This window comes from Mycolicibacterium iranicum, assembly GCF_002101705.1.
GTDB lineage: Bacteria > Actinomycetota > Actinomycetes > Mycobacteriales > Mycobacteriaceae > Mycobacterium > Mycobacterium iranicum.
This window is the reverse complement of sequence record NZ_LQPC01000035.1, coordinates 1-16,176: the sequence shown is the minus strand read 5'-3', so window position 1 is coordinate 16,176 and position 16,176 is coordinate 1. Positions and strand designations below refer to the sequence as shown.

Below are 16,176 nucleotides of genomic sequence, written 5' to 3'. Positions count from 1 at the left end.
CGGAAAGGTACCCACATGCGCCTTGACCGGCTCGTCAGCCAGTTCGCGTGTGCTGCCGGCGAGTGGGATTACATGTGGACCAACCAGGACGGGCAGATCGTCGAGCGCCGTACATGGGAAACAGGCGATGAGATTCGAGTTGCGGCACTGCACAGGGGAAGGCGATGAGACGATGCCCGAGAAACCCGAGAGTTCAGCGGAGATCGTTCAGTTCGACCCGTTCTCCGACGAGTTCTTCAACGACCCGTTCGAGACGTACCGGCGGCTCCGTGATCATGCGCCGGTCTACCACAGCGCGCAGTATGACTTTTGGGCGCTTTCACGGTACGAAGACGTCGCACCCGCAATGCGTGACCACGAGACGTACTCGTCGGCGAAGGGTGTCACCCTCGATCACTTCGTCGATCCGAATGCGATGCTCCCCGAGGGAGTGATCATCATGATGGATCCCCCCCAGCACACCCGCATGCGGGCGCTGGTGAACAAGGTTTTCACCCCCCGTGCCATCGCGAAGCTCGAACCCATGATTCGGAACGTGGTCGAAACGACGGCACAACGGATCGACACCACTTCGTTCGATCTGGTCGAAGAGTTCTCCGCGGTGTTCCCGGTTGAGATCATCACAACGATGCTCGGTGTTCCCGCGGACGGACGCCAGCAGATCCGCCATTGGCTCGACACGATGTTGGAGCGCGAACCGGGCAACGTGAGCGTCACCGCGGCCGGACGGGAAGCAGCCGTGACCATGTGGAGGTACTACTACGACCTCGTCGTCGACAAGCGAGCCAACCCGCGCGACGACATGATCACACGGTTGACCGAGGTCGAGGTGGAACGCGACGACGGCACGGTCACCCAGCTCGATGACTTCGAGATAGCCGCCTTCGCCTCGCTGCTCGGCGGGGCCGGCGCGGAAACGGTGACCAAGCTGATCGCCAGTGCAGGAGTCTTGTTCGCGCGTCACCAGGACCAGTGGCAGCTGCTCCGTGAGGACAGGAGCCGCATCTCGGCCGCGTTCGAGGAGCTTCTGCGTTACGAAGGGCCGTCTCAATACGACATCCGTTGGAGCAAAGTAGAAGTCGAGCTTCACGGCCAAGTCATTCCCCGACACAAGCCGGTCATGCTCATCAACGGGTCGGCGACCAGGGATGAGCGGGTCTTCGCCGATCCGGATCGTTTCGACATCACCCGGGCGCATTCCGGCCACAATCTCGGATTCGGATACGGGATACACAGCTGCCTGGGGGCGGCGTTGGCTCGGATGGAAGGTCGGGTTGCCCTCGACGTCCTCCTGGATCTGATCCCGGAGTTCGAGGTCGACGTCACGGGGCTGCGAAGGGTCAAGATGCCCAACGTCTTCGGGTGGGCCAGCGTGCCGGTCCGGACCGGGGCGCGGTGACCTGCAGTGTTCACTCGATACAGAAGCACGTCTGAGCACCTGCGTCCTTCATAGACGCGAACAAAGCGAAAGGAATAGAACCGTGGTCGACACCTCAGCTGGCCGAGTACACCGTGTGGCGCATGTGGGCACCGGCTTGACGGGCACGCAGGCCCTGCGAGCTGTCATCGACGACCCTGCCCTTGAACTGGTGGGACTGAAGGTATCGACGGCTGAAAAGGCCGGCGTGGACGCGGGCCGGCTGGCCGGCGGACCTGATGTCGGGGTGTTGGCCACCGACGACGCGCAGGCGATAAGGGCACTCGCACCCGACTGCGTTCTTTACTGCGCCACCGCGGTTCGTCGCGAGCCAGAGGCTATCGCCGATATCGTCGGGTACTTAGAGGCAGGAATCAATGTCGTCACGATCTCGACGATCCCGATGGTGTATCCGGCGGCCGCACCATCTGAGTGGCGCGAGGCCATCGACGCTGCGTCAGCGAGGGGAAACTCGACGTTCTACGCCACGGGTGCCGAACCGGGGTTCGTCAGTCTCAACATCCCGACTGCGGTGCTGGCCGGGGCGGGCGCTGTCGACTCCTACCGAATGGACGAGTACGCCATCGACTTGGACAAGTCCTATCCGATCTGGGACGTCCTGCATGAATCGATGGGGTTCGGCAAGCCCGACGGGCATGTGCCCGCACGCATCGCCTCGGGAAAGGTCAACAACGACTGGGAAACTGTCGTCCGCTACATCGCCGACATATTGGGTATCGAACTCGACAGCGTCGAACTTGATTGGGAAACCCTTCTCGCGCCAGATGATCTGGCGACCGCAATCGGGGTGATCCCGCACGGAACGATCTGCGGGCACCGGTGGCAACTTGCCGGGATGGTGGAGGGGAGGCCCGCCGTTGGGGTGCAGTACTTCGCGACGGTCAGTTCGACACCATGGCCGCAGCGTTGGCCGCGGCCGTCGCGGCAAGATCAGGGAGGGATGGTGATCCGGGTCGAGGGCCGGCCCAGCATGTGCGTGGAACTGTATTTCGAGCAGTCGCCAGATGATCGCGTCAACCCCGGGGTCGCTGTGACGGCGATGGCTGCGGTCAATGCGATACCCGCAGTCGTCGACGCACCAGTCGGTGTGCTCGAAAATCCTTTGTCCGGAGCGTCGATCGTGAGCCGGCAGTCGCGAACGATCCGCACCTGAAGCTCTAGCTCACCCCACGCCGAGCAGCTCCTTGAGGTTGCGGCCCATCACCCGCTCGGTGGTGTCCCGTGGAAGGTCCGTCAGTTCGGAGAGGAATTCCCTGGGCTCGGCGAGCCCCTCCGGATGCGGATAGTCCGAGCCGAACATCACGCGATCGGCGCCCAGGATTTCGACGAGTTTTGACATGTCCTCTTCGTGAAAAGGGTTGATCCACACGTGCCGACGGAACACATCGACCGGATGCTCCTCGAAGTCATACGGCCTCTTGCGGTACACGCGATCGAACACGTCGATCAGACGGTGGGCCCACGATCCGCCGTTCTCGACCACACCGATTCGTACGCCGGGGAATCGCTCGAAGACACCGTGTGCGATGAACGCGGCGAGGGTGTCGAAGATGTTGCGGCTCTCCTCGTAGATGAATCCTCTCAGCTTGCTCAAGGCGAATCCGTTGAACTCGGCCGCGCTCTCCCAGTCGTCGACGTAGCGCTCGTAACCCGAATCCGAATTGTGCATCTGAACGGAGATGCCGGCGGATTCCACCAGACGCCAGAAGTCATCGAACTCGGGCAGCGCCGCAGACCGGGACGTGCCGTCCTCACGCGGCACCGGGGCCGGCCGGATCAGAACCGTCTGGGCGCCATTGTCGAGGCACCACTCCAACTCCTTGACGCCCTGTGCCGGGTCGTTCAGCGATATGGCAGGTACAGCGAAGATGCGGTTCTGGTAGTTGAACGTCCAGTCCTCGAGCAGCCACCGGTTGAAAGCGTGTGTGACGGCGTGCGTGAGTTCGGTGTCTGACTTCGTCCTCTCCTCGAGCATGCCGGCGGTGGTGGGGAACATGACGGTTCCGTCGACACCCTGCCGATCCATCAGCGCCAGACGCAGATCCGGGCGCCGGAACTCGTCCGGGCAGCGAATCGGTTCCGCCAGTTCGCGCAGCGTCTTGCCGTCGGGGTTGATGCCACGGAAGTAGTCTGCCCACGCACCAGGGGTGGGGATGACTTCATAGGTGGGGTTGGGGATTGTCTCGGTGATGGCACCGAGGATCTGAAGCTTCTTACGTCCGTTGACATCGACGAACTTGAGTGCTTCGGAGTACTTCTCGGGCAGGTACCTCGTGTACGCGTCGATCGTCTCATACATGTGGTTGTCGGCGTCCCATACCTCGAACTGTCCGTTTTCCACGAGACGTCTCCTTCCAAGCCTGACGCAATGATCGATAGCAACATTATCGTATTTGGAGAAGCTAAATTCTCAGATCGAGTCCCGACGTCACGATCCCCCGACTTGCGCGATCTCGGGAATCAGTTCGAGCGTCGCGCGAGGGTCGGCAGTGGGCAGCAGCACTTGAAGGTGGTCGACGGCGAGCTCCCGGTACGTCGCAATCGAGCGGCCGAAGGTATCGAAGTCGGTGAAGTTTGTCGCCGCGACGACGCGGAAGTCGGTGGCGGGCGTGCCTTCACATTCCCGGTGGACGCGCAATCTCGACAGCAGTTCAGAGAGGCGCTGCGGCGGCATCGGCGCGGCGATCCATCCGTCGCCGAGCCGGGCCGCCCGGTTCAGGGCAGCCTCGGAGTGACCGCCGATCAGGATCGGGATGGTGCCCCCAACGGGTTGCGGACATCGGTCCACCTGGTCGAAATCGTAGAAAGAGCCATGGAACTCGACGTAGCGATCGTCCCCGCTCCACAAGGCACGCAACACCGCGATGTGTTCGTCGCTGCGTGCGCCCCGCCGGTCCCACGGGAGGCCCATGACATCGGCTTCCTCACGCATCCAACCCACCCCGGCGCCGTACCACAACCGTCCTCCGGACAGCGCGTCGAGGCTGGCCAGCTGACGGGCGTTGGCCACCGGGTTGCGGATCGGCAAGACCGACACCGAGGTACCCAGCGAGATGGTCCTGGTCATTCCCGCAACCCAGGAAAGGGTGGTCATCAACTCGTAGTTCGGCGACAGGTGCTCGGCGAGCCAACCGGCGGCCACCGGGACCGGTCTGCGACCGAGCACGTAGGGCGATGCGACGTGCCGTGGTAGGACGAGGTGGTCGACGGCCCAGAGTCCGTGGATGCCGGCCTCTTCGGCGGTGAGGGCGAAATCCCGGATGAACTCTGGTGCCGCTGTGGGACCGGAGTGGGGGAGGACGAGCCCGAGTTCCATGGTGTTTACAGGCTCGTGAAGTGGCCGCCGTCGACGCCGAGTGTCTGGCCGGTGATGTAGCGCGCGCGGGGACCGACGAGAAAGCTGATGGCCGAACCTATGTCAGCTTCGGGATCGCCGATGCGACCGAGCGGGATACGACGTGCCAGACGTGCTTCCATCGCGGGTTCGGCCGCAATGGCCGCGGTCATCGCGGGTGAGTAGGCAAGCGGTGAAACGATGTTCACCGTGATTCCGTGTCCTGCCCACTCGCGTGCCAGGCTTTTCGCAAATCCGCGCAGCGCACCTTTCATCGTCGCGTAGAGCGGCAGGGTCGCACTGCCTTCGATGCCAGCGGGTGACGTCATCACGACGAGGGTTCCGCCGCGTGTGCGCAACGCGTCGAAGGCTGCAGTGGCACAATGATAGGCGCCGAGCAGCGACACCGAAAAGTGCTGTTCGAACAAGGCTTCGTCGACATCGGCGAGCCGGTGTGGCTGACTGGAAACATTGCTCGTCGCGTTGTGCACGACGGCGTCGAGCCTTCCAGTCGTGTCGACGGTCGCGGCCACTGCGGCCCGGACCGATGCCTCGTCGGTGACATCGCAGCGCACCCAGGTCGCTGCGTGGCCCAAAGCGCGGATCGCCTCGGCCGCCCTGGCGCCGTTCTCGTTCCGCGTCGCCAGCACGACGTGCGCCCCGTCGGCGGCGAGTTCGCGCGCGACGCCGAGACCCACGCCCCCTCCCGCGCCGGTGACCAGAACTGTGTGGTCATCGAGCATCACGGCACCATCACCGATCCTCCGTCGACGACAATCGTCTGGCCGATCAGGTGTCCGATGTCGCGGCGCAGAAGGTGTGCGATGGTCGTGGCGATGTCATCGAGGAGCGTCGAGTGGTCGGCGATTGCGGGCGCGGTGAGGTGTTGGGCTTTGTCTGCCAGCTGTGGGGCCAGCAACGTGAGGGGCACGCCCACGATGTTCACGATGACGCCGCTGCCAGCCCATTGGCGCGCAGCGGATTTCGCCAGCGCACGCGCACCTTCAACCATTGTGGTGAGCGGCACGAGTTGGGGTGAACCGGCCATGCCGATGGTCGGGACCACAAGCACGATGCGGCCGCCGTGGTTCTGCATCGACATCCATGCGTGTTGAAAGATGCAGATGGTTTGCCACAACGGCTCCCGTGCGAGCCGCTGCCACTCGCCGGAACCGCTGGATTGAAGGGATGTCGGAGCTGCGTCGGCACCCGTGACGACAACAATCCCGTCAAGGACCGCCGGGAGGGTCGCTGCGGCATCCAGCACCGAGGTGTCGAGGCGACGGGCGAGGGTGGACGAGACGACGTCGCCGGCGCCGACGACTGCGACGTTTCCGAGCGACGCGGAGGTCACGCGCGCGCCATCGCCGCCAGGTCGCGCTTGACGACCTTGCCGACATCGTTGCGCGGCAGCCGATCCACGAACACGATGCGGGCCGGAACTCGGTATGGGGTCAGCCTTTCCCGGCACCATGCCACCAATGCCTCTTCGGACACCGAATGGTCGGCGCGGACCACGAAGGCCCACGGCACTTCGCCGACGCGCTCATCAGGAACGCCCACCACAGCGGCTTCGCGAACGCCGTCGGCGGACATCAGAACGTCTTCCACTGCTCCTGGGAAGACCTTCAGCCCGCCGCGGTTGATCATGTCCGACACCCGGCCGTCGAGCCACAGGAAGCCGTCGTCGTCGAACCAGCCGAGGTCACCGGTGTGGAACCAACCGTCGTCGGTCAGGCGGTTCAAAAAAGCCGGATCGATCTTGCGTGCCGCGGTGGTGGGCGTGCGCACCATCACTTCGTCGTCAGCGATGGTGACGTCGATACCGGGCAACGGCCGCCCCACGGATCCGAGCTTGGTTTCACCCCACTCGCGGGCATCGGCGGCCGACCACCCGACGACTTCACCGCCCAATTCTGTCTGACCGTACGAGTTGAGTACCAGCACACCGAACTTGTCCCGGAAGCGGGCCGCCTGCACCGGCGACAGTGGCGCGGTGATGGAGCGGACGATCTTCAGCGGCAAGAGGTCGGTGACCTCTTCGTCGTGCAGGACCATCGTCAGTGCCGCCGGTGGCAGCACCGTCGAGCGCAACTGGTGTCGTTTGACCAGAATGGCGAAATCAGTGGGGGAGAACCGCTCCATCAGGACCACACCGGAACCGGCGCGGAAGGCGAAGAGCACCTGATAGATCCCGGCCCACAGCGACAGCGACAGCGGCACCAGGTTCGGCATGGGTGCGCGCGCGGGCGCGCCCTTGTCGCGCTTGGCGCCACGCAGTTTGAGGAGAAGGCGGTCGATCAGGTCGAGCACTGTAACGTGGCGCAGCGGAACGGGTTTGGGAGCGCCGGTGGTGCCCGAGGTGAATTGCAACAGCGCCACGTCTTCGTCGTACGGAAGGGCATCGACCGGTGCGCAGCCCGTCGCTGCGAGCTCCCACAGTCCGCCCGTGCCGGTGATGACGGACAGGTCGTACTCCGAAAACCGATGTGCGAGTTCGGGTGTCGTGATCACCGCGACCGGACGCAGCGTTGCGAGCTGACTGGCCACCTCGGCATCGGCAGCGCGGGGGTTCAGTGGCGTGTAGACACCGCCAGCACGCCACGTGCCGAACAGCGCCGCGAGCGTGATCGAGTCGTTCGGCAACATCGCGGCCACCACCTGGCCCGTCTGCAGGCCGGTCCGCGCGAGAAATTCGCTGACGCGGTCGGCATCGGCCACCAGCTGTTCGGTGGAGACGTCGGTGTCCAGGGTGTGCACGGCGACGGCGGGAAGACCGTCGAGGAGTTGGGCCAGGCTCACCGGTCACCATCCAGGGGAAGCCAATTGGGGGCTCGTTTGTCGGCGAAGGCTCGCGGTCCCTCATCCTGGTCAGGGTGACCCCACACCGACGTCAGGTGTCGTGCCCCTTCTCGGCAGGCGTCGCTGAGCCCGTGCTCTAAGGCCGCCCACAGAGCGCGCTTGGTGGCGCGCATCGCCACGGGGGAGTTCTTCGCGATCTTCTCTCCGAGCTCCTGAGTGACCTCTCGCAGCGATTCCGGCGGATCGACAATCTGGCTGATCATCCCGAGTTCATACGCCCTTTGGGCGGTTAGCCTTTCGTGGCTGCCCACAAGTGCCATTCGCAGTACCGCCTCGGCGGGCATCTTTCTCATCAGCGCAATGGTTTCGAGTGCGCTGACCTGACCGATAGAGACGTGCGGGTCGACGAACGTCGCATCGGAGGCGGCGATCACGATGTCCGCATCGGCCACCCAGTGCAGGCCCCCGCCCGCGCAGACCCCGTTGACCGCGGTGATGACGGGCTTGCTGACGTTGCAGTGCCACCCGGTCAGCTTCAGGTCCAGGGTGCGCATGGTCTCCTGAAACTGCTGTACCGCATCGCCATCGAGCTCTTCCACATCGGCACCGACCTGGAAGGCACGCCCGTTGCCGGTATGAGCGATGACGCGGACCTCGGGGTCACTGTCGAGTTCGGCCCACGCCCTGGGGAACTCCTCGCGCATCACGGCGTCGTAGGCGTTGAGACGTTCGGGGCGGTTGTTGATGATCCAGCCCACGGGGCCGCGCCGCTCGACGATCAGCCGTCGGTAGGTCGTCTGTTGTTCGGATGTCACCGTGCCTCCGCTGTTGCGATCGGTTGCCAGTTGGGCTGCCGCTTCTCCAGCCACGCCCGTGCACCCTCGTACTGATCGGGGTGGCCGGCGAGGCGGTCGATCTCTGCAGCGGCCTCCTCGCGGGCGATGCTCAGTCCCACCTCCAGAGACCGCCACAACGCCTTCTTACTGGCGCGCAGCGCGGTCGGGGAGTTCGCGGCAATCGCGGTTGCGAGTTCGGTAGCAGCGGTGCGCAAGGTGTCGCCGGGAACGACCTGCGACACGATGCCGAGTTCGTAGGCCCGTCGCGCTGAGATACGTTCACTTCTGCCGCTCAACGCCATACGGGTGATGGCTTCCATCGGCGACTTGCGAATCAGGGTGATGGCCTCGTAGGCCACGGCCTGGCCGACTGAGACGTGCGGGTCGACGAAGGACGCCGTGTCGGCGGCGATGACGATGTCGGCGTCGGCGACCAGGTGCAATCCGCCCCCGGCGCACACCCCGTTGACGGCAGCGATGACGGGCTTCCAGACATCGCAGTGCCACGACGAGATCTTCAGCGCCGCATCGCGGGTCCGTCGGGAGTGCTTACGCATGGCGTCTTTATCGCGGGCCACCTGAACGACATCCATACCGGTGCAGAAGGACTTGCCAACGGCGGTGTTGACGATGACGCGGACCTGCGGATCAGCGTCCAGATCGGTCCAAGCTGTCTCGAGTTCGTCGAGCATCACGGAGTCGAACGCGTTCCCGGCGTCGGGCCGATTCAGAATCAGCCAACCGATACCGTCGGACTTCGCGACGTTGAGCCGCGCGTAGGCACTCACGAGCGGGGAATATCCCTCCAGGGCTTGCCTTTCCACGGATCAGGTTCCCGAGGAAGGCCGAGAACCCGTTCGCCCAGAATGTTCTTGTTGATATCAGTGGTACCGCCCTCGGTGCTGTTGGCGAGGCTGCGCATCCAACCCTGAACCTCCCGCGGCAACGCGTCCTGGTCGTCGCCGGTGGGCCAGGCGAGGGCCTCGGTGCCGAGCAGATCGACCATCAGGTCCTGGATCTGCTGGTTGAGGGTGGCTTGGTGCACTTTGCCGATCGAGGAGGCCGCACCGGGTGACTGGCCGGCGGAGAGCGCCGCGCGCACACGGGCATTGGTCCATCCACGAATCTGTTCCTGAGCCCACAACCGCATCACCTTTCCGCGGACGACTGGATCGGACCACTTTCCGGTCTCTTGAGCCACTGTGATGAGGCGCTGCGCGCTTGAGCCGCCGAGCCGACCCATTCCCCCCGATCCCGATCCCGAGACCATCTGGCGCTCGCTGGACAGGGTCGACGCGCTCACCCGCCACCCGTCATTGAGCTCGCCGACTCGATGTGCATCTGGCACGCGGGCACCGTCGAGGAACACCTCGTTGAATTCCCGTTCGCCGGTGATCTGCCGCAGCGGACGGACCTCGACGCCAGGCTGGTGCATGTTCAGCAGGAAGTAGGTGATGCCTTTGTGTTTTGGCTGATCGGGATCGGTTCGTGCCAGCAGGATTCCGAAGTCCGCCTCGTCCGCCCAGGTCGTCCAGACCTTCTGGCCGGATACCACCCACTCGTCGCCGTCTCGCACAGCCTTGGTGGCCAGCGAGGCCAGGTCGGATCCCGCCCCGGGCTCACTGAACAGCTGGCACCATTTCTCTTCGTTGCGAACGATCGGCGGCAGGAAGCGCAGCTGCTGCTCGTCTGTCCCGTGACTGAACAGCGCAGCCGCCGCATTGTTGAGTCCGAGAGGGTTCAGCCGATTCAGCCGCAGCGGAGCCAGCACCCCCTCGATGGCGCGAGCGATGTCGTTGCCGACACCAAGCCCGCCGTGCTCTGGACGCCACGTCGGCACGACCAGGCCCGATTCGGCGAACACCGGGTACCACTGGCTGTACTCGTCTCGGCTGCGTACAGCACGTAGCGCCTTGGGTCCCTGCACCGCAGCCCCGCACCATGCGGCAGGTACGTTGTCAGCGACCCATTGTTCGACAATGGTGACGGCGTCAGCTGCGGTGGTGGTGTCGGTGATCGGCAGTCGTTTCATGGTCCCCACTAACGCCCGGTGAACTCTGCGTCGCGCTTATCGCGAAAGGCGCGTAAACCTTCCTTGAAATCCTCGCTGCGGCTGGATAGTTCGAGCGCGAGTGCTTCGTTGTGCAGGTGCCGGTCCAGATCGAGACCGTTTCCAGACTGCAGTAGCCATTTGGTCAGACCGAGCGCCACAGTGGGCGCGGCCGCCAGCCGTGCGACGAGTGCGTCGGCTGCCGACTCCAGTGCGGCGCCTGGATGGGCGCCGTGGATGACGCCCCACTCGGCGGCCATGGTGCCGGAGAGTTCTTCTCCGAGCATCAAGAGCTGGCGGGTGCGGACCATCCCGATGAGGCGGGGGAGTAGCCATGCCGCGCCGCTGTCCGGACTGAAGCCGCGGGCCATGAACGGCTCCCAGAATCGGGCGTCGTCAGCGGCAACACAGAAGTCGGAAGCCATCGCGATATGAAAACCAAGTCCTGCGGCCCAGCCGCGAACCACCGCGACGATCGGAACCTGTGTTTCGAGTAGCAGCGGTATCAGTCGGTTGGCCTTGTTGGGCAGCCGGCGCTGTGTACTGCCGACGCGAGGCTTGCGCTCCGAGTGGGCATTGTTGGCGACCAAGTCGGATCCTGCGCAGAAATCCGGCCCTTCGGCGTCGAGGCGGATCACCCGGACGGACTCGTCGATACCGGCCGCGGCAATGTGGTCGATCATCGCGTCGAGCATCTCGTCGTTGACGGCATTGCGTCGATCCGCGCGATCGAATGTCAGGGTCAACACAGGGCCTTCGTGCTGTGCGCGAAGTCCTGGAACACTCGGGTAAGCCATCGGCGTCAGCGCTCGGCGAACTGTTCGGACACCGCGGTCAGCAGCTCCGCCAGGTCGGTGGCCCCGCCCGGCGGGTCGGGGAGCCGTACCGGGCCATGCTTGCGACTGGGAAGCAGGATCGTCGCGCGTCCCGGGGCGGTCACCTGGTCCCGGTGGTTGGTTGCGGCCAGTTCGATGTCGACCGCTGGACGGTCACCGTCGGCCAGGTACTTGCGCTCCACCGTTCCGGTGATGGTGTGTAGGTCGCCGACGTAGTTGAAGAGGCGGAACTCGCAGTCGAGCTTCCACAGCCAGGCGTCATCGCCCATCCAGTCCGTGCAGAGGTGTATCAACCATGTTTCGCGCATACGGCCGTAGTCGAATGTCGTGGGGTTGCCCGCATTGCGTGCGGCGTCGGGCTCCCAGTGCACCCGCTGTTGCACGTCGGGCACACCCTGTTCGTTCGGTGTATAGAAGCGCGGGATTCGCTGGCGATTACGCCAGGCGAGACCCAGCGGACGCACGCCATACATTCCGGTGCCCATGCCGACGTGCCAGCACACCATGTCGGTAACCGTGAGCGGACCTTTGGTCAGCGGACCGAGCGCGTCGCCCTCGTTGACGTCCTCCCACCACCGGGGCTCCGCACCGCGCGGGACCTCGCTCGCATACCGCGCGTCGATGTCGGCAATTTCATCCTCGGTCCAGGTCTTCAGTTCGACGGCCTGGTATTTCTTCTGACCTCGTGCCTTGCCCCGTTCGGTACGGATCATGTTGCGGTACTGGCCGCCCAGGATCAGGCCCTCGTCGTCCCGAAAGACCTGCGCCGACCACTCGTGGATGGCGCGGCCGGCGAACTCGCTGCTCTTGTCGAGCGCTGCCACCAGCGCGTTGCGGCGAAAGACGCGGTGGTTGGCGCGCAACGGTGCCCACCACTCGCGTGACGACGATGCGTAGAACGCGTGGACCCCGCGCAGGGGGTCCCCTTTGGTGAGAGCGCGATCCTCGTCGGACAGCACGGTGACTTCGTCTTCGCCGATGAGGGTGTCGCCACCGACGAGGGCGGGCGGCGCCACCGGCTCGCCCCAAACGGTCTTCGCCGCGTACTCGGGATCCGACCACAGAGGGTTGGCGTCTCCGTAGCTTTCGGCGACGTGGCGGAAGCTGTCCTCGTTGGGACGGAAGTAGTGCGGTGGCTGAGTATGGGGTACTGCGATGCCGATCGTGGCACGCAGCCGAGCCAGTCCTTCGTCAGTGATCTGTCCGGCCTGAGGAGAGTCGGCGCGAGAGGAGGTTTGAGTCATCTAGCGCCTCCTCGTCATGGCCCGCACTATCGCCGGCACCGTTGCGGAAATTAAGATACCCGAAAAACGGAAACGCCGTTAACGGAGGGTGGAGCAGAAGATGAGCGAGCCGACCGGTATTGACGTAGAACAGGGTGACAACGGCGTCCTGCACATCACCATCAATCGCGCAGATGTTGGAAACTCGTTGTCGCCCAATGCTCGTGATGCTCTCAGCGTGGCACTGGAGGATGCTCATTCCAACCCGTCGGTGCGGGCGGTGCTGCTGGGTGCGGCGGGGTCGCGTCACTTCTGCGCCGGGGCTGGGCTGCCGTCCAAGACCGACGACTCGGTGACGCAGGCGATTGCAGAGAAACGCCCCGGTGACATCGCCCGGATGCTGGCACACGGCTGGCAACGGTTGGTGGCGGCAGTGCTGGATTGCGGCAAGCCCGTCGTTGCAGCGGTCAACGGTGTCGCCGTGGGTGCGGGCGCGAGTCTGGTATTGGCTTGCGATCTGGTGGTGATGTCATCGGAGGCCAAGCTGATCGAGGCCTTTGTCCACCGCGGGATCCTTCCGGATTCCGGCGCGATCTTTCTGCTCACCCGAATTGTCGGTCTACGCAAGGCCGCCGAGTTGCTGATGCTCGGTGAGGCGGTGGATGCCTCGACGTGCGAGCGCCTCGGGCTCGTCAACAGGGTGGCGGCGCCAGAGGCGGTGATGGCGACCGCGGAGGAGCTGGCAGGCCGACTGGCCGCGGGGCCGACAGTGATGCTTTCCCACACCAAGCGGCTCCTGGCGGTGTCCTCGGAATCCAGCCGGGCGCGGGCGTTCGAACAGGAAGCGTGGGCCGCCGAGCTGATCTCGCACACCTCCGACCTGAGGGAAGGATTGCGTGCCTTCACAGAACGGCGTACACCTGATTTCCAGGGGCGCTGACGTCAGCCGGCCACGGGTCCGCCGCGGATGGTGAACGTGCGGGGATCGTCGATCTCGTCGATCGCCGCGGCAACGGCCTCCGCCGTCAGCTCGGTGTTCTCCACGCCCTTGGTGACGCCGATGAATACCCGGGACACCTTGCCCGCGCCAACGGAGTAGATGTGTGCGGTGCGGTCGCAGTCGCGGTGGGCGAGGTAGACCACCACGGGGGTGACGAGTTCGGGATCCATAGCCTTGCCGGCCTCGCCCATGATGTCTTCGGTCATCCGGGTTCGGGCGATGGGTGCGATCGCATTGATGGTGATGCCGTTGCGGGCGCCCTCGATCGCGAGTACATGCATCATGCCGACGAGACCCATCTTGGCGGCGCCGTAGTTGGCCTGCCCGAAGTTCCCGAAAAGACCTGTACCGGAGGTAGTTTGAATGATGCGTCCGTAATTTTGCTCGCGCATGGTCGGCCAAACGGCCCTGGTCACATTGAACGCTCCAGTCAGGTGGACAGCGACCACGGCGTCGACCTGGTCGGCGGTCATGTTCTTGAAGGCAGCGTCACGCAGGATTCCCGCATTGTTGACGAGGATGTCCACCCGGCCGAAGGCGTCTTTGGCCGCTTCCACGATCGCAGCCCCGCCCGCCTCGGTGGCTACGGAGTCACCGTTTGCGATCGCCGACCCGCCCGCGGCGGTGATCTCGTCGACAACTGCCTGTGCTGCCGATGTCGAGGCACCGCTGCCGTCAACTGCGCTGCCGAGATCGTTGACGACGACCCGCGCGCCTCGTCGAGCCAGCTCGAGCGCATGACAGCGCCCGAGTCCGCCCCCCGCGCCGGTGACGATGGCCACCTGGCCGTCAAAGGTCATCGACGGTTGATGGAATGAAGTGCTGTGCGAAGAAGACATGGGTGAGAGGTTACATTTACTGCAAACGAGAACAACCATTTGCATCGGAGGACGATCATGACCAGCTCGTCGGAGCTGCTGGGGCAGGCGAGCCTTCGGGCCGAAGCCCTGCGAGGTCGCTATCGAGCCGCGGGATTCTGGTCGTCGGAGCCGGTAGATGTGGTTCGGTCAGCTGCCGCACGAAGTCCCGCTCGGCGGGCGGTGAGCGATCGCCAAGGCGATCTGACCTTCGTCGAGCTCGACCGAAGGATCGACGCGGCGGCCGAGGCGATGAGCGACGCAGGCGTCGGCCCGTCCGCTCGGGTCGTGATAGTGGTCGGCAACGATGTGGATTCACTCGTCGCGATCCACGCCGCACTGCGAGTCGATGCCCTCGCCCTCGTAGTGCCCCGAAGCAGCGGTGCTCGACAAGTTGCCGACATCGTCCACCGTACGGGTGCCGAGTTCGCAGTGGCGCCGAATTGGCCGGAGGCAGGAGGATCCGAGCTGTCCGGATCATTGCAGTGGGTCAAGATCGGGGCGCCGAGTCGGGGCGGCTCGCCCGGCCGCCATCGGCCGGCACGCGCCGCCGACGAGCCTGCATTGGTCCTCTTCACCTCCGGTACGACGTCGGCGCCCAAAGGGGTCGTGCATTCACTGAGTACATTGCTCAAGGCCTCGTCGAACTATGTGGCGGCGGCCGGCCTCACCGAAGACGACGGTATCTTTCTGATCAGCCCGCTCGCTTCGGTGACCGGAGTGCTGCAGGCGGCGTTCATCAGTCCGATGCTTGCGGTACCTGTGACGCTGGAGGACCGGTGGGATCCGGCGGCCACCTGCGACTTGCTCGTCGCCTCTGGTGCGACGTGGTACGGCGGCCCAGATCGGTTGTTGGACAGACTTCTCGACGAATCAACCCAGCGGGATGTTGCGCTTCCTTTGCGAGCGGTGTATCTGGGCGGCACCATGCTGGATCGACGCATTGTCGAACGCATCGAGAACGATTTCGGGATCATCGTGATGCGGGCCTATGGGTCGTCCGAAGTTCCCGTCAGCACGTCCGGACTACGATTCGAGCCTAAGGAACTCCGTCACGCCGATGACGGAGTTCCGTTGCAGGACGTGGAGATCAAGGTGGGTTCGGCCCAGGAGCCCGCGGAGTGCTGCATCAGAGGACCGCACACCTATCTGGGCTACACCGGCGGCGAAGGTGACAGTGCAGCGTTCGACGGTGACTGGTTTCGCACCGGCGACGTAGCTGAACTGGCCGGCGGTCGGGTACGAATCGTGGGTCGTATCAAGGACATTGTGATCCGTAATGGGCTCAAGATCGCTACGGCGGAAGTCGATGAGGCCATCGCCCGAATAAGCGGTGTGAAAGAGTGCGCTGCCTATTCGGTCGCCGACGCGGTGACGGGAGAGAGGCTGGCCGTAGCGATGGTTCTCGAGCCAGAGGTGACGTTGTCGCTTGAGGATGTTACCGAGGCCCTGTCGAACGCAGGTCTGCCAAAATACAAGCTGCCCGAGGAATTGGTGCTGTGGGATCAGCCGCTACCGCTCAACGCGAACGGCAAGGTGGAACGCAACACCCTGGACGCCCGCTCGCACGGACGACCCAGGATGTTGGCGAACCGCTTGGTCAACGCGGGTTGAGCCGACCTCCGGCCGAAGTTACTTTCCTCCGCTGACATTGATCGTGGCTTTGCTCATCTGAGCCTGCCAATCCGAAGCACCGGCGTTGTGCTCTCGTTTCGACAGCGCGTGGATGGAGACGTCGTGTCCTTGGGCGGCTTGGCGTAGGGCGCCGACGGTGGCTTGGTCTTTGGGGATGTGGGTGAA

General features: G+C 64.5%; 15 protein-coding genes and 1 pseudogene. 4 read left to right on the top strand and 12 right to left on the bottom strand.

What is annotated here, in order from left to right; translation table 11 throughout:
- Positions 1 to 172: 172 nt before the first annotated feature.
- Complete coding sequence (locus AWC12_RS18045; protein WP_085176044.1) at positions 173 to 1,399, top strand: cytochrome P450; 1,227 nt, start codon at positions 173 to 175, stop codon at positions 1,397 to 1,399.
- 82 nt (positions 1,400 to 1,481) lie between these two features.
- Entirely contained in the window at positions 1,482 to 2,591 is a 1,110-nt protein-coding gene (locus tag AWC12_RS18040) for a dihydrodipicolinate reductase (RefSeq protein ID WP_234814070.1), read from the top strand.
- Positions 2,592 to 2,600: 9 nt separating this feature from the next.
- On the opposite strand, the gene AWC12_RS18035 is transcribed toward AWC12_RS18040, so the two are convergent.
- The 10 genes from AWC12_RS18035 to AWC12_RS17990 all read right to left on the bottom strand — a co-directional run bounded on the left by AWC12_RS18035 (position 2,601) and on the right by AWC12_RS17990 (position 12,540).
- On the bottom strand, positions 2,601 to 3,737 hold the full coding sequence (locus AWC12_RS18035; RefSeq protein WP_085176040.1) for an amidohydrolase family protein: 1,137 nt from the start codon (positions 3,735 to 3,737) through the stop codon (positions 2,601 to 2,603).
- A gap of 129 nt (positions 3,738 to 3,866) precedes the next feature.
- Complete coding sequence (locus AWC12_RS18030; protein ID WP_085175964.1) at positions 3,867 to 4,754, bottom strand: TIGR03619 family F420-dependent LLM class oxidoreductase; 888 nt, start codon at positions 4,752 to 4,754, stop codon at positions 3,867 to 3,869.
- A gap of 5 nt (positions 4,755 to 4,759) precedes the next feature.
- The gene (locus tag AWC12_RS18025; RefSeq protein ID WP_085175962.1) at positions 4,760 to 5,515 is read right to left on the bottom strand and encodes an SDR family NAD(P)-dependent oxidoreductase; all 756 of its coding nucleotides are present in this window, start codon (positions 5,513 to 5,515) and stop codon (positions 4,760 to 4,762) included.
- On the bottom strand, positions 5,515 to 6,126 hold the full coding sequence (locus AWC12_RS18020) for an SDR family oxidoreductase (protein ID WP_165762823.1): 612 nt from the start codon (positions 6,124 to 6,126) through the stop codon (positions 5,515 to 5,517). Before AWC12_RS18020 ends, AWC12_RS18025 begins: the two co-directional genes overlap by 1 nt.
- Positions 6,123 to 7,574: a class I adenylate-forming enzyme family protein gene (locus AWC12_RS18015; RefSeq protein ID WP_085175960.1), complete on the bottom strand. Its 1,452-nt coding sequence runs from the start codon at positions 7,572 to 7,574 to the stop codon at positions 6,123 to 6,125. The genes AWC12_RS18020 and AWC12_RS18015 overlap by 4 nt, the downstream gene beginning before the upstream one ends.
- Positions 7,571 to 8,389: an enoyl-CoA hydratase/isomerase family protein gene (locus AWC12_RS18010; RefSeq protein ID WP_085175958.1), complete on the bottom strand. Its 819-nt coding sequence runs from the start codon at positions 8,387 to 8,389 to the stop codon at positions 7,571 to 7,573. Before AWC12_RS18010 ends, AWC12_RS18015 begins: the two co-directional genes overlap by 4 nt.
- Positions 8,386 to 9,198, bottom strand: a complete 813-nt coding sequence (locus AWC12_RS18005) for an enoyl-CoA hydratase/isomerase family protein (RefSeq protein WP_085175956.1) — start codon at positions 9,196 to 9,198, stop codon at positions 8,386 to 8,388. Before AWC12_RS18005 ends, AWC12_RS18010 begins: the two co-directional genes overlap by 4 nt.
- Positions 9,195 to 10,442, bottom strand: a complete 1,248-nt coding sequence (locus AWC12_RS18000) for an acyl-CoA dehydrogenase family protein (protein WP_085176036.1) — start codon at positions 10,440 to 10,442, stop codon at positions 9,195 to 9,197. The genes AWC12_RS18005 and AWC12_RS18000 overlap by 4 nt, the downstream gene beginning before the upstream one ends.
- A gap of 8 nt (positions 10,443 to 10,450) precedes the next feature.
- Positions 10,451 to 11,257 carry an enoyl-CoA hydratase/isomerase family protein gene (locus AWC12_RS17995; RefSeq protein ID WP_085175954.1) on the bottom strand — a complete coding sequence of 269 codons (807 nt, stop codon included), beginning with the start codon at positions 11,255 to 11,257 and terminating at the stop codon, positions 10,451 to 10,453.
- A 5-nt stretch (positions 11,258 to 11,262) separates the two neighbouring features.
- A complete protein-coding gene (locus AWC12_RS17990; RefSeq protein WP_085175952.1) occupies positions 11,263 to 12,540 on the bottom strand; it encodes a hotdog family protein in 1,278 nt (425 codons plus the stop codon).
- A 100-nt stretch (positions 12,541 to 12,640) separates the two neighbouring features.
- Here AWC12_RS17990 and AWC12_RS17985 point away from each other — a divergent pair, with 100 nt between their 5' ends.
- Entirely contained in the window at positions 12,641 to 13,459 is an 819-nt protein-coding gene (locus AWC12_RS17985) for an enoyl-CoA hydratase/isomerase family protein (protein WP_085176034.1), read from the top strand.
- 2 nt (positions 13,460 to 13,461) lie between these two features.
- Here AWC12_RS17985 and AWC12_RS17980 read toward each other — a convergent pair whose 3' ends face one another.
- Entirely contained in the window at positions 13,462 to 14,319 is an 858-nt protein-coding gene (locus tag AWC12_RS17980; RefSeq protein WP_085175950.1) for an SDR family oxidoreductase, read from the bottom strand.
- 96 nt (positions 14,320 to 14,415) lie between these two features.
- Between AWC12_RS17980 and AWC12_RS17975 the strand changes: the two genes are divergently transcribed.
- Positions 14,416 to 15,990 (top strand): class I adenylate-forming enzyme family protein, encoded by a 1,575-nt coding sequence (locus AWC12_RS17975; protein WP_085175948.1) that lies wholly within the window; start codon positions 14,416 to 14,418, stop codon positions 15,988 to 15,990.
- Between the two features lie 18 nt (positions 15,991 to 16,008).
- Here the strand turns inward: AWC12_RS17975 and AWC12_RS31650 are convergent.
- A pseudogene (locus tag AWC12_RS31650) lies at positions 16,009 to 16,176 on the bottom strand (amidohydrolase family protein); the annotation flags it as partial.